Source organism: Solimonas variicoloris DSM 15731, assembly GCF_000382285.1.
Lineage (GTDB): Bacteria > Pseudomonadota > Gammaproteobacteria > Nevskiales > Nevskiaceae > Solimonas > Solimonas variicoloris.
Genome location: NZ_KB907931.1, coordinates 75,464 through 88,097 on the forward strand (window position 1 = coordinate 75,464; position 12,634 = coordinate 88,097).

Sequence of the window (12,634 nt, forward strand, 5' to 3'; positions counted from 1 at the left end):
TATAATCGCGGAAAGCAAGTGTGTCTACCGGCGGTGACGGAGTTCGAATCGATGACTGTTCTGCATGTAGAGAATCTGTTGACCGCCGACGGCTGGGTGAAGTCGGCGCGTCTTTTTCTTGCAGGGCAACGGATTGCGAAAATCCAGGTGGGCGCTTCGGCGGAGCCGGGTGATGAGCGGCATGCCGTCGTCGTTCCGGCGCTGTCGAATCTTCACAGCCATGCTTTCCAGCGCGGCATGGCGGGGCTGGCCGAAGTGCGCGGCGCATCGACCGACAATTTCTGGAGCTGGCGCGAGCTCATGTACCGCTTCGCGTCGCGCATGTCGCCGGAGCAACTGGAAGCGATCGCGGCCCAGGCCTACGTGGAGATGTTGGAGGCCGGTTTCTGCAGGGTGGGGGAATTCCACTATCTTCATCACGACATCGACGGGCGACGGTTCGCGGATCCCGGCGAAATGGCGGCCCGTATCGTCAATGCCGCTGGCATGACCGGCATCCATCTCACGCTGCTGCCGGTGTTCTACGCGCATGCTTCCTTCGGCGGAAAGGCGCCGAACCCGGGGCAGAGCCGGTTCGTCCACGATCTGGACGGCTACGCGCGTCTCGTCGATCGCTGCCGGGAACTCGTGGCAATGACGAGTCTCGGCGTCGTCGGCGTTGCGCCGCACAGCATGCGCGCGGTGACACCGGAAGAACTCGGGCAGGTCGTGCGTCTGCTTCCCGATGCGCCCGTCCACATTCACATTGCCGAACAACTCGGTGAAGTTCGCGACTGCATCGCGTGGTCGGGATCGCGGCCGGTCCGCTGGCTGCTGGATCACGCGCCGGTCGACGAGCGCTGGTGTCTGGTGCACGCCACCCACATCGACAAGGATGAAATCGCGGGGATCGCCCGCAGCGGCGCGAGCGTCGGCCTGTGCCCGGTTACTGAAGCGAATCTCGGTGACGGGATCTTCCCTGTGCTGGAGTTCCTTGCCGAAGGCGGGCGCTTTGGCATCGGCACCGACTCGAACGTCTGCATCAGCCTGGCCGGCGAGCTTTCATTGCTCGAATACTCGCAACGACTTTCGCGTAAAGTTCGTAACGTCGTCAGCTTGGGAGGATGCTCGACCGGCATGGCCTTGTACCGGTATGCACTGGAAGGCGGTGCCCGGGCGCTCGGCGTCGCGTCGGACGGTCTCGGCGAAGGTGCGGTAGCCGATTTCGTGAGTCTGTCGGTGGACGAGCCGGCAACGGTCTGTCGCGCCGGGGACGCGATGCTCGACTCCTGGCTGTTTGCCAGCACCGCCGGCGTCGTGGACTGCGTCTGGGTGGGCGGCGCGAAGCAAGTCGAACGCGGCCGGCACCGGCATCGGGATCAGGTGCGCAGCGTCTACAAGAATGCAATCAGGGAGTTGTGCGCTTGAAGGAAAAGAGGAAGCAGGTGGGCAAGGGGAAGCCGGTTTCTGCCCGCGACGAAGGGCGTGCCGAACACGGAGTCACTTCGCTGCACCAGCGCATTCTCTCGGACATCCAGGGCAACATCATGTCGGGGCGCTGGGAGCCCGGACAGCGGATTCCCGTCGAACACGAACTGATGCTGCAGTACGACTGTTCGCGGATGACGGTCAACAAGGTTCTGACGCAGCTCGCTCGCGAGGGCATCATCGAGCGTCGACGCAAAGTCGGCAGTTTCGTGTGCCGGCCGCAGTCGCAGTCGGCGATCCTGCCGATCGCGGACATCAAGCTGGAGGTTGAAGCGCTTGGCCTCCCGTATCGCTTCGAGATCCTGCAGCGGCACAAACGCCGAGCGACCCGGGCAGACCGGACGCTGCTGCGCGCCGAGGAAGCTCTGCCGATGCTGGAGCTGGTGTGCCGGCATTTTGCCAAGGATGAGCCGTTCTGCGACGAGTACCGGCTGATCAACCTCCAGGCGGTGCCGGGCGCGGCTGCCGAGGACTTTTCGCTCATATCTCCGGGTGCGTGGCTGCTCCGGCAGGTGCCGTGGAACGAGGCGGAAAATCGCATTCGTGCGTCCGGCGCTGCCCCGGACGTGGCTGCACGGCTGAAGATCAAGTCGGGCAGCCCCTGTCTCATCGTCGAGCGCACCACGCGCAGCATGGCGGCGGCGCCGATCACCTTTGTCCGGCTGACCTATCCGGGCAATCTCCACGAACTGGTCGCGACCTTCACCGCATTGACGCCCGCCACCAAGTAGGCAGGACCGTCTCGACGCGGATGTCGTGAGCCTGCAGTTCAGTCCGCCGAAAGGTGCTGCTGCTGATGGCCTGCAGCGACGAGCGCATTGCGGAAATCCGCGCACGTGGGCAGATCCAGCGCGTCCCGTTCCCAGGCGAGGAAGTAGGGTTCAGGCAGCCTGAGGCGTCGATCGATCGGTGCAACCAGACGCCCGCTGCGGATCAGCTCGGCGACGATCGATATCTGGCCGAGAGCGAATCCGGCGCCCTCTGCAGCCGCGTCGATGGCGGCGCTGGGCAGCGAAAACGACAAGCGGCTGGCCCGCTTCGGCGGGCCGAGCCCGGCGGACCATGCCCAGTCGGCCCAAGACGGCGGTGGCCGGTGCCGACTGTCCCAGGTGATATCGAGCAGCGGGGCGGCCAGCAGGTCGGCCTCATTCGCGACGGGATGCGCGCGCAGAAAGTCTGGGGAACAGACTGGCACCACTGCATCGCGGAACAATTCGGAGAAGCGATCGTAGCGGCGTACGTCGGTGCCGTAGCAGAGTCGAAAATCGATGCCTTCATCCTGCAGTTCGGGTTCCTTCTCGGAGCCGATCAGGCGAAGGCTGACCGTTGGATTGGCGCTACTCCATTCCAGCAACGGGCGCTTCAACCAGCTCGCCAGTGATGCGGGGGCACTGAGCACGATGCCCTGCTTGCTGCGCGCCACCTGCAGACGATGCTGCGCGCGGCGTAATTCGTCGAAGGCGACGCGCACCTGCTCGTAGTAGATGCGGCCCCAGGACGTCAGCGTCAGCGAACGTCCGTCGCGTTTCAGCAGCCTGACATTGAGTTCATTTTCGATTTTGCGCAGCTGCTGGCTCACGGCGCCGGACGAGACACCGAGTTCGTCCGCCGCCGCGGCGACGCTGCCGCAGCGCACGATCGCCTCGAACGCCTGAATCGCCCGGACGGGCGGGAGTGCGTTGTCGCCGGCGCTCGATGGGTCGTGCGATTGATCAGGCATGGTGCACAAGGTGCGAAGTCATGGCACGGAACGGGCGGTCCTGCATCGTTTTTGCGCAGCAGTGCCGTCCACGTAATTTAATGTACAGTCAAATCAATCAGTTTGTATATACGTTATAGAAGGCGCGAATCTTGCACAAAGACCCGGCGAGCGGACTTCGCTCGGCAAGGGGGTGTACATGTTTTCGCTGAGGCGCGCGTTCCGGTTCGTGGTCTGGCTTGGTGTCCTGCTGCCGCTCAAGGCGTTCTGCGCCGAGGCCGAAGCCGGGCGCGGCGAGTATCTGGTTCGCGCTGCGAACTGCGTGAGCTGCCATACCGCGCCCGGCGGCCCCGTATTCGGCGGCGGCGTGCCGTTCCCGACCGACTTCGGCACGATCTATTCGACGAACATCACGCCGGACGCGAAGACCGGCATCGGCGGCTGGACCTTCGAGCAGTTCGAAGCCGCGATGCGCCGCGGCCTGCGGCCGGATGGCGCGCATCTGTATCCAGCGTTTCCTTACACGAATTTCACCAAGATCGACGACGCCGACCTGCGCGCGCTGTACGCGTACTTCATGAACCTCAAGCCGGTTCACGCGCCGGCGCGCGAGAACGAGCTGTCGTTCCCGTTCAGCGAGCGCAGGCTCATGGCGGTGTGGAACGCGCTGTTCTTCGAAGAAGGCCGATTCGTTGCGGATCCCAAGCGTTCGGCGCAATGGAATCGCGGCGCCTATCTGGTCGAGTCGCTCGCGCACTGCAGCGCCTGCCACTCGCCGCGCAACCTGCTCGGCGCGGAGAAGGGCGATGCGCTGTACACCGGCGGATCGTTCGCCGAGTTCGACGAGGACCGCGGCATCGTGACGCGCGGCGCGCCGAACCTGACGACGTCGCGGCACGGCCTCGGCGCCTGGTCAGAGGACGACATCGCGTCCTACCTGAAATCCGGCATCAGCACGCACGCGCGCCTGATCGGCACCATGAACGAGGTCGTGCTCAACAGCACGCGCTACCTGAGCGACGGCGATACGCGGGCGATGGCCGTGTATCTGAAGAGTCTCGCGCCGGCCGGCGTCGACGTTCGCAAGCCCGATGAAAGGACCATGGCGCTCGGGGCGAAGCAGTACGACATCCACTGCGGCACCTGCCATCTGCCGACCGGCCTCGGCGCCGAGGACACCGCGCCGCCGCTCGCCGGCAGCACGTTCGCGCAGGCGCCCGATCCGTCATCGCTGATCGATCTCGTCATCAACGGCCCGCGCCTGCCGCAGGAGGCGCCGTCGCTGGCCTGGCAGCGCCCGTGGCAGCCGATGAAGCCGTTCCGCCAGAAGCTCAGCGACGAGCAGGCCGCGGCGCTGCTGACTTTCGTGCGCAATTCCTGGGGCAATGCGGCGCCCGCCGTCACGCCCGAGGACGTCGGCCGCATGCGGTGAGCGTGCGCCGCGACGGCAGGGTGGCGCGGCCCGGCGGACGGCAGCATTTAGCACCGCTAAAGCGTATCGATCCAGGTCTCATTGATCTGCAGACGTTGAACCAAAGAAGCTTTAAGGACGGACAGCCATGGTCGTGCAGCACGTGATGTTGAAGCAGGGCAAAGCGGTTTCGAACACGGCGACGCCTGCGTCGGCCTGTCCGGTCGGGTCTGCACCCGCGCTGCGGGGGGAGTGACATGGATCTGCTCGTCATCGCGCTGTACATGGCCGGCATGATCGGCATCGGCTGGTACGCCAAGCTGCGTGCGCGCACCCAGTCGGAATTCCTCGTCGCCGGGCGCCGGCTCGGGCCGGCATTCTATGCCGGCACGCTTGCGGCGCTGGTGATGGGCGGCGGCGCCACACTCGGCGGCATCGGGCTCGGCTACCAGCACGGCCTGTCCGGCGTATGGCTGGTGTTCTCGATGTCGGCCGGCGTCGGCGCCATCAGCCTGATCCTCGCGCCGCTGATCAATCGCCTGCGCGTCTACACCGTCAGCCAGATGCTCGAGCTGCGCTACGGCGAAATGGGCACCCGCGTGTCCGGCATCGTCATGCTCGCGTACACGCTGATGATCTCGGTGACATCGACGATCGCCTACGGCGTGATCTTCTCGGTGCTGTTCGACATCGGCAAGGTGCCGGCGATCCTGCTCGGCAGCAGCGTGGTGATCATCTACGCGGTGCTCGGCGGCATGTGGTCGATCACGCTGACCGACATGGTCCAGTTCGTCCTCAAGACCATCAGCATCTTCGCGATCCTGCTGCCGGCGGCGCTGATCAAGGCCGGCGGCTTCGAAGGCCTGCACGCGAAGCTGCCGGCAGAGGCGTTCGAGTGGACCGCAATCGGTGCCGGCAGCATCTTCACCTACGTGATCCTCTACGTGCCGACCATGGTGATCGGCCAGGATCTGTGGCAGCGCGTGTTCACCGCGCGCAGCGATGGCGTGGCGCGCTGGGCCGGCCTCGCCGCGGCGGGCTACGGCTTCGCGTACGGCATCGCCGGCGCGCTGATCGGCATGGCGGCCAAGGTGCTGCTGCCCGATCTCGTCGGGCGCGACGCGGTCTACACCGAGATCGTCCGCCACGTACTGCCGGTCGGCGTCGCCGGCCTCGTCGTCGCCGGTGCGCTGTCGGCGATCATGTCGACGTCGAGCGGCTGCCTGATCGCCACCGCGACGGTCGCCGCCGAGGACATCCGCGGCCGCCGCCGCGGTGCCGGCGAGCACGACGAGATCGCGCACACGCGGCGCTACATCCTGTTCTTCGGCATCGTCATGGCGACCATCGCCTGCCTGCTGCAGGACGTCATCGCCGGCCTGACGATCGCCTCCGACATCCTCGTCGGCGGCCTCATGGTCGCCGTGCTCGGCGGCATGATCTGGCGCCGCGCGACGGCGCGCGGCGCGATCGCCAGCATCTTCGCCGGCATCGTCGGCACGATCGGCACGATGTTCGTGCTGCGCGACATTTACGCGAACCTGCCGATCTACGTCGGTCTCGGCGCCAGCCTCGCGTTCTTCATCGTCTTCAGCCTACTCGATCAGCCGACGCCGTCCGCCGTGCTGGCGCGCTGGGACGAGCGCGTGCGCGCGAAGTCGCGGCCGGCGGCGTCGTCCGGCGACGCGGCGGCCGAGCCGCTGCCGGCCGCGGGCACGCGCTCATGACGACGCGACTCGCCGCCGCGCTCTGGCTGCTCGGATCGGCGCTGCCCGCGTCGGCCGCTTCCGCGCCGGCGCCGATCGATGCCTGCGCGCTGCTCGATGCGGCACAGATCGAGCAGGCGCTCGGGCAGCCGGTCGCGGCCGGCTCGCGCCACGACGCCGGCATCGAAAGCAATGGCGCGTGGTCGTCGTCCTGCGTCTGGAAGCTCGCCACCTCGTCAGCGGGCGAGCGCGGCGGCTTCGTGATCCTCAACGCGATGCGCTGGCCGGCCGGTAGCGGCCGCGCGCGCGAATTTCTCGATTCGTTCCGCGACGCCGCCACGCAGGGCGTGCTGGCGCGCGCGCCGGTCGAGCGCGCGTTCGGCGACGAAGCGCTGTGGTGGGGTGACGGCCTCGCTGTGCGCCGCGGCGACGTCAGCTTTGGCCTGTCTGTGCATGCGCCGCGCGTGCCATCGGTGGCGCCCGGCGCCGCCGAAGCGCGGCTCGCCCCCCTCGTCCTGGACCGGCTCGGCGCGCAGCCCGGCCGGTCCCGTCAGAAGAATTCCGTGAGGTCCTGAACAACATGCTGCAACGCTTGCTGGGTGGTGGTCCGCAGTCGCGGAAGAAGAAGGTCCTGCTGGGCGGTGGCGCGCTCGCGGCGGTGCTGCTGGCGGCGGTCGTCGTCGGCGCCATGCGTGGCCCGGCGGAGCCGCAGTCGAAGGGCACGCCGAGGAGCATGCGGCTGCTCACGCAGGACCAGTACCTGAATACGGTCGCCTACGTCTTCGGCCCGAACGTGCAGCCGACGACGCGCTTTGCGGCGCTGCCGCGCATCGACGGCCTGCTCGCCAGCGGCGCCGCGATCGCCGGCCTCAGCGACGCGCAGCTGGAGACGTATCAGAAGACGGCGACGAAGGTCGCGGCGCAGATCGTCAGCGAGGACAGCCGTCCGTATCTGATCCCCTGCGAGCCGGCCGCCACCGATGCCGCCGATCCGCAGTGCGCGAAGGAGTTTCTCGCGCAGGTCGCACCGCTGCTGTACCGCCGCGCGCTGTCCGAGGAGCAGATCGACAGGTTCGTCGCCGCCGCCAACCAGTCCGCCGACGCGCTGCACGATTTCTACCAGGGCCTCAGCGTCGTCGTCGAAGGCATCCTGATGAGCCCGAACGTGCTGTTGGTGGCGGAAGTCAGCGAGCCCGATCCGGATCATCCGGGCGAGACGCGGCTCGACAGCTGGTCGCTGGCGACGCGCCTCAGCCTGTTCCTGTGGAACGCCGCACCGGACGCCGAGCTGCTTGCCGCCGCGCAGAGCGGCGCGCTGCAGACGAAGAAGGGCCTCGCCGCGCAGGTCGACCGCATGCTCGCGAGTCCGCGACTCGAAACCGGCGTGCGCGCGCTGTTCGACGACATGTTCGCGTTCGAGGACTTCAACCGTCTCGCCAAGGACAACACCATCTATCCGGCGTTCACCGGCGAGACGGCGGTCGACGCGCGCGAGCAGACGCTGCGCACGGTCGTCGACCATCTGCTCGTGCGCCGCGCCGACTATCGCGACCTGTTCACGACGCGCAAGACCTTCATGTCGCCGTCGCTCGCGCCGATCTACAAGGTCGCCGCGCAGGGGCCGGGCTGGACGCCCTACGAATTTCCGGCGGACGACCCGCACGCCGGCCTGCTGACGCACGTGAGCTTCGAGGCGCTGCACTCGCATCCGGGCCGCAGCTCGCCGACGCTGCGTGGCAAGGCGCTGCGCGAGGTCATGCTCTGCCAGACCGTGCCGCGTCCGCCCGCGAACGTCGATTTCTCCAAGGTCCAGAACCCGGACGGCAGCGTCAAGACGGCGCGCGAGCGCATCGACTTCCATCTGCAGAATCCGTCGTGCGCCGGCTGCCACCGCATCATGGATCCGATGGGCCTGTCGATGGAGGCCTTCGACGGTGCCGGCACGTTCCGCCACGAGGAGAACGGCGTTCCGATCGACACCAGCGGCAACCTCGACGGCGTCGAGTTCACCGACATCGTCGGTCTCGCCAAGGCGCTGCGCGACAACCCGCAGGTGCCGTGGTGCGCGGTGCGGCGCACCTTCGCCTACGGCACCGGCACGCCGGCCGACAGCAACGACCGCCGCGTCCTCGAATACCTGTCCGCGGAATTCGCCGGGCAGGGCTACGTCTTTCCGGAACTGCTGCGCGACATCGCGCTGAGCCGCGCGTTCCGCAAGGTCTACGAGCCGCACCTGCGCAAGACCTTCCCGCTGCCCGACCTGAAGTCCGCCGAGCGGCCGCAGCAGACCGCATCTGCCGAACCCGCTTCAGCCATCCATCCGTGATTCCGAGACCGAGGAGGTTTCTCTCATGAAAGTCAAAAACCTGAGCCGCCGCCACGTTCTGCGCGGCCTGCTCAATGGCGGCGTGGTGGCGGTGGCGCTGCCGGTGCTCGACTGCCTGCTGGACGACAACGGCGCGGCCTGGGCCGCGACCGGCGAATCGCTGCCGCTGCGCTTCGGCACCTGGTTCTGGGGCCTGGGCGCGACGAACCGCATCTTCGTGCCGCAGAAGACGGGCGCCGGCTATGAAGTGCCGTCGCAGCTCGGGCCGGTCGCGCGCGTGCAGCAGCACGTCAACCTGTTCACCAATCTCAACGTGTTCCGCGACGGCGAACCGAACCTCTGCCACTACTCGGGCTGGATCGTCGGCCGCACCGGCAAGGCGCCGAAGACCACGGCCGAGCAGCCCGGCGAGACGCTGGACATCACCGTCGCCAACCAGATCGGCCGCACGACGCGCTTCCGCACGCTGACCGCGTCGGCGACCGGCGATTTCCGCAACACGGTGAGCTACGAGAACGCCAACACGCCGAATCCGCCGGAGATCTCGCCGCTCGAGTTCTACACGCGTCTGTTCGGTGCCGACTTCCAGGACCCGAACGCGCCGGTGTTCACGCCGAGCCCGCGCGTCATGGTCCGCCGCAGCGTGCTGTCCGGCGTGCTCGACGAGATCAAGGCGATGGAGAAGACGGTCGGCGCCACCGACCGCCAGCGCCTCGACGAGTACTTCACCGGCCTGCGCCATCTCGAGAAGCAGCTCGACCAGCAGCTCACCAAGCCGGAGCCGATCGCCGCCTGTCACGCGCCGCCGTCGGTGAGCATGGACCCGAAGATGGGCGTCGAGGTCGACATGGTGCAGAAGCGCCATCGCATGCTGACCGACCTGATGGTGATGGCGGTCGCCTGCGACCAGACGCGCGTCTTCAACATGGCTTATTCGAACGCGCAGGCCAACACCGTGAAGGAAGGCTACGAAAAGCCGCACCACACGACGACGCACGAGGAGCCGATCGACAGCCACTACGGCTACCAGCCGCAGTGCGCGTACTTCTCGTCGCGCGCGATCGAGGAGTGGGCGTACTTCGTCGAGGCCTTCACGAAGATCCGCGAAGGCGCCGGCACGCTGCTCGACAACATGCTGATCTACGCCAACACCGATCACGGCGAGGCGCGCATCCATTCGCTCGATGGTCTGGTCGCGTTCACAGCGGGCCGCGCCGGCGGCCGCGTGAAGACCGGCCTGCACGTCGATGCCGGCGCCACCGGCGTGACGCGCGTGGCCTACACGGCGATGCGCGCGATGGGCATCGAACTGCCGAACTGGGGGGTCAAGAGCAACATGACCTCGAACGCATTCAGCGAGATCCTGGCGTGACACATCATTCGATCCTCAAGCCTCTGCTGTTGCTGTGTCTGGCGGGCGCGCCGCTGCTCGCGCAGGCGGACGGGCGTTCGCCGTGGCCGGATTCGCCGGCCAGGGACAAGGAGCAGTACGAGCCGGTGAAAATGCCGCCCGGCTTCCAGATCGTCGTCACCGAACAGGAAGGGCCGGTGTTCGCCGACGCGCGCGGCCACACGCTGTACACCTGGCCGGTGCGGCAGCTGCGCAACGGCCCGGTCGGCGAGCGCAAGGGCGCGCCGAGCTGTGACGGCACGAAGTACACGGAGAACGCCGGCCTGATGAGCCCGTATCCGGCCGGCTTCGAACTGCCGGAAGTGGCGACGCGGCCGAGCTGCATCGACGTCTGGCCGATCGTCGTCGCCGACCAGGACGCAAAGCCGGTCGGCAAGTGGACGATCGTGCAGCGCAAGGACGGCATCAGCCAGTGGGCCTATGACGGCTACGCGCTCTACACCTCGGTGCTCGACGCCAAGCCGGGCGAGGTCAACGGCGCGCATACGCAGGCGTCCGGCGAAGTCGGCGTGCGCAAGCCGGCCGAGGCGCCGTCGATGGTGCCGCCGCAGTTCAAGGTCGATACCAATCTGGTCGGCCGCATGCTGCTGACCAGCGACAACTACTCGGTCTACGCCAGCCAGCAGGACGCGCCGGATCGCTCGAACTGCAAGGGCAGCTGCCTCGACGCCTGGAAGCCGATCGAGGCGCCGGCCTACGCCAAGCCGCGCGGCGAGTTCGGCATCATCGAGCGCTCGCCCGGTATCCGGCAGTGGACCTTCCGCCGGCAGCCGCTGTACACGCACGTCGGCGAGCCGACCAAGAAGATGTACGGCAGCGACGTGCCCGGCTGGTACAACGTCTACGCGCAGTACACGCCGAAGCCGCCGGCCGACTTCACGGTGCAGGACAGCCCGACGGGCCTGGTGCTCGCCGACAAGGCCGGCAAGACCGTCTACGTCTACAACTGCGCCGACGACGCGCTCGACCAGCTCGCCTGCGATCATCCGGACTCGCCGCAGATCTACCGCTTCACCGTCTGCGGCGGCGGCGATCCCAAGCGTTGTGTCGAGCGCTTCCCGTACGTGCCGGTCTCCAAGGGCGTCAAGAGCGACAGCCTGCTGTGGACCGCGATGTGGATTGACCCGATGACCGGCAAGGAGGCGAAGCCCGACGCGCCCGGCGCGCTCCACGTGTGGGCCTATCGCAAGCGCCCGGTGTACACGCATTACCGCGACCGCGGACCCGGCGACATGACCGCCGACCAGTGGGGCGAGTTCTACGGCTATCGCAACGGCTACAAGGCCTTCTGGCTGCGTTCCGATTTTGGACGGGGTGCATGATGAACAACGTGAACGATCGGCAGTCGCGGTCCGTACCGAAGCGCGCGGCGCTCGGCCTGACGGCGCTTGCCTGGCTGCCGCTGCTGCTCGGTGGCAGCGTGACGGCGGCCGAGCCGGCCGCGGCGCCGGCGACGAAGTCTGCGGCCAAGGCTGCGGACGGCAAGGACTGGGCGCCACCCGGCGGACGCATCGGCTATGTGCTCTGGGACGAGGTGTCCTGGGGCCTGCGCGAGACGCCGAACAAGGAAGAGTGCCCGAATGGCTTCAATATCGGCCCGCGCGAGCAGTTCGCCGAGGAATTCCCGAAGGACGGCAAGAAGCGCACGCTGGCCGAGACGCAGCTCAAGCGCGAGGCGGCGATCTGGGATCCGGACACCACGCCGGATGAGTTCCCGTTCCACGAGGCGACCGGCAAGTACGCGATCGGCGTCAATCTCGACGGCAAGGACACGCCGGAGGATTTCGAGAGCGACGACGGCCGCAAGGGCATCGACAACCAGCTGTTCCGCGTCGTCGGCTGCGTCCGCAATTATCGCAAGGAAGGCGAGCTCGGCATCATCACCACGAAGTGGCGCGCGCAGAAGCCGTTCAACCGCGTGACCTTCGAGCTGACCGGCGTCGACAGCCTGAAGAACGATCCGGACGTCACGGTCTCGTACTACCGCACGCTCGACACGCTGCTCGCCGGACCGACCGGAAACTACCTGCCCGGCGGCTCGCAGCGCGTCGACACGCGCTGGGGCAAGCGCTTCATCATCAGCGCCAAAGGCCGCATCGTCGATGGTGTGCTGGAGACCGAACCGTTCAAGGAGATCCTCGTACCCGAGGACGGCATGGGCGACCCGGCGATCAACATCTTCCGCAGCGCACAGCTGCGCCTGAAGCTGACGCCGGAATCAGCCGAGGGCGTGCTCGCCGGCTTCATCGACGTGGAACAGTGGTACTACGCCATGAACACGGCCTGGGCGACGCACCATGCTGCCTACGGCCAGGCGTCGGCGGCCTCGATCTACAAGGCGCTGCGTCGCCTCGCCGACGGCTATCCCGATCCGAAGACCGGGCAGAACACGGCGATCTCCGGCGCGCTCGACATGAAGCTCACGCAGGTCTACGTCATTCATCCGGAGTCGGCGCCGCCGCTCTCCGCCGCGCGCTGAGCGCTCCTGCCGCGCGGGCGCCATATGGGCGCCCGCGCAGGCTCGGTCGGTCGGGCTCCAGGGTCCGCGCGGACGTGTTGCGCTTCCGACCCTGTCCCGCCATGCCGCCGCGGCGTGACCTTCCATTTCGATCGA

General features: G+C 67.4%; 10 protein-coding genes. 9 read left to right on the top strand and 1 reads right to left on the bottom strand.

The window, feature by feature from the left end; translation table 11 throughout:
- Nucleotides 1–51 precede the first annotated feature (51 nt).
- A complete protein-coding gene (locus tag H149_RS0110195; RefSeq protein ID WP_026353065.1) occupies nt 52–1,407 on the top strand; it encodes a formimidoylglutamate deiminase in 1,356 nt (451 codons plus the stop codon).
- Nucleotides 1,408–1,424: 17 nt separating this feature from the next.
- Nucleotides 1,425–2,198 (top strand): histidine utilization transcriptional repressor HutC, encoded by a 774-nt coding sequence (hutC, locus tag H149_RS0110200; protein ID WP_020649653.1) that lies wholly within the window; start codon nt 1,425–1,427, stop codon nt 2,196–2,198.
- A gap of 38 nt (nt 2,199–2,236) precedes the next feature.
- Here the strand turns inward: hutC and H149_RS0110205 are convergent, their stop codons facing one another.
- The gene (locus H149_RS0110205; RefSeq protein WP_020649654.1) at nt 2,237–3,187 is read right to left on the bottom strand and encodes a LysR family transcriptional regulator; all 951 of its coding nucleotides are present in this window, start codon (nt 3,185–3,187) and stop codon (nt 2,237–2,239) included.
- Between the two features lie 178 nt (nt 3,188–3,365).
- Here H149_RS0110205 and H149_RS0110210 point away from each other — a divergent pair, with 178 nt between their 5' ends.
- From H149_RS0110210 to H149_RS0110240, 7 genes are all read left to right on the top strand, one after another.
- The gene (locus H149_RS0110210; RefSeq protein WP_039748715.1) at nt 3,366–4,598 is read left to right on the top strand and encodes a c-type cytochrome; all 1,233 of its coding nucleotides are present in this window, start codon (nt 3,366–3,368) and stop codon (nt 4,596–4,598) included.
- A gap of 236 nt (nt 4,599–4,834) precedes the next feature.
- On the top strand, nt 4,835–6,304 hold the full coding sequence (locus H149_RS0110215) for a sodium:solute symporter family protein (protein ID WP_020649656.1): 1,470 nt from the start codon (nt 4,835–4,837) through the stop codon (nt 6,302–6,304).
- Nucleotides 6,301–6,858 carry a hypothetical protein gene (locus tag H149_RS0110220; protein ID WP_020649657.1) on the top strand — a complete coding sequence of 186 codons (558 nt, stop codon included), beginning with the start codon at nt 6,301–6,303 and terminating at the stop codon, nt 6,856–6,858. The genes H149_RS0110215 and H149_RS0110220 overlap by 4 nt, the downstream gene beginning before the upstream one ends.
- A 5-nt stretch (nt 6,859–6,863) precedes the next feature.
- Nucleotides 6,864–8,609, top strand: coding sequence for a DUF1592 domain-containing protein (locus H149_RS0110225; protein ID WP_020649658.1), 1,746 nt, complete (start codon nt 6,864–6,866; stop codon nt 8,607–8,609).
- A 25-nt stretch (nt 8,610–8,634) separates the two neighbouring features.
- Nucleotides 8,635–9,981 carry a DUF1552 domain-containing protein gene (locus H149_RS0110230; protein ID WP_020649659.1) on the top strand — a complete coding sequence of 449 codons (1,347 nt, stop codon included), beginning with the start codon at nt 8,635–8,637 and terminating at the stop codon, nt 9,979–9,981.
- Nucleotides 9,978–11,342 (top strand): COG4315 family predicted lipoprotein, encoded by a 1,365-nt coding sequence (locus tag H149_RS0110235; protein WP_020649660.1) that lies wholly within the window; start codon nt 9,978–9,980, stop codon nt 11,340–11,342. The genes H149_RS0110230 and H149_RS0110235 overlap by 4 nt, the downstream gene beginning before the upstream one ends.
- On the top strand, nt 11,339–12,499 hold the full coding sequence (locus H149_RS0110240; RefSeq protein WP_211213579.1) for a hypothetical protein: 1,161 nt from the start codon (nt 11,339–11,341) through the stop codon (nt 12,497–12,499). Before H149_RS0110235 ends, H149_RS0110240 begins: the two co-directional genes overlap by 4 nt.
- The last annotated feature ends 135 nt before the right edge of the window (nt 12,500–12,634 follow it).

Excerpts from the sequence above, each read along its gene's own strand:
- H149_RS0110195 (WP_026353065.1), top strand. The coding sequence starts at position 52 with ATGACTGTTCTGCATGTAGAGAATCTGTTGACCGCCGACGGCTGGGTG.
- H149_RS0110205 (WP_020649654.1), bottom strand. The coding sequence starts at position 3,187 with ATGCCTGATCAATCGCACGACCCATCGAGCGCCGGCGACAACGCACTC.
- H149_RS0110210 (WP_039748715.1), top strand. The coding sequence starts at position 3,366 with ATGTTTTCGCTGAGGCGCGCGTTCCGGTTCGTGGTCTGGCTTGGTGTC.
- H149_RS0110215 (WP_020649656.1), top strand. The coding sequence starts at position 4,835 with ATGGATCTGCTCGTCATCGCGCTGTACATGGCCGGCATGATCGGCATC.
- H149_RS0110220 (WP_020649657.1), top strand. The coding sequence starts at position 6,301 with ATGACGACGCGACTCGCCGCCGCGCTCTGGCTGCTCGGATCGGCGCTG.
- H149_RS0110225 (WP_020649658.1), top strand. The coding sequence starts at position 6,864 with ATGCTGCAACGCTTGCTGGGTGGTGGTCCGCAGTCGCGGAAGAAGAAG.
- H149_RS0110230 (WP_020649659.1), top strand. The coding sequence starts at position 8,635 with ATGAAAGTCAAAAACCTGAGCCGCCGCCACGTTCTGCGCGGCCTGCTC.
- H149_RS0110240 (WP_211213579.1), top strand. The coding sequence starts at position 11,339 with ATGATGAACAACGTGAACGATCGGCAGTCGCGGTCCGTACCGAAGCGC.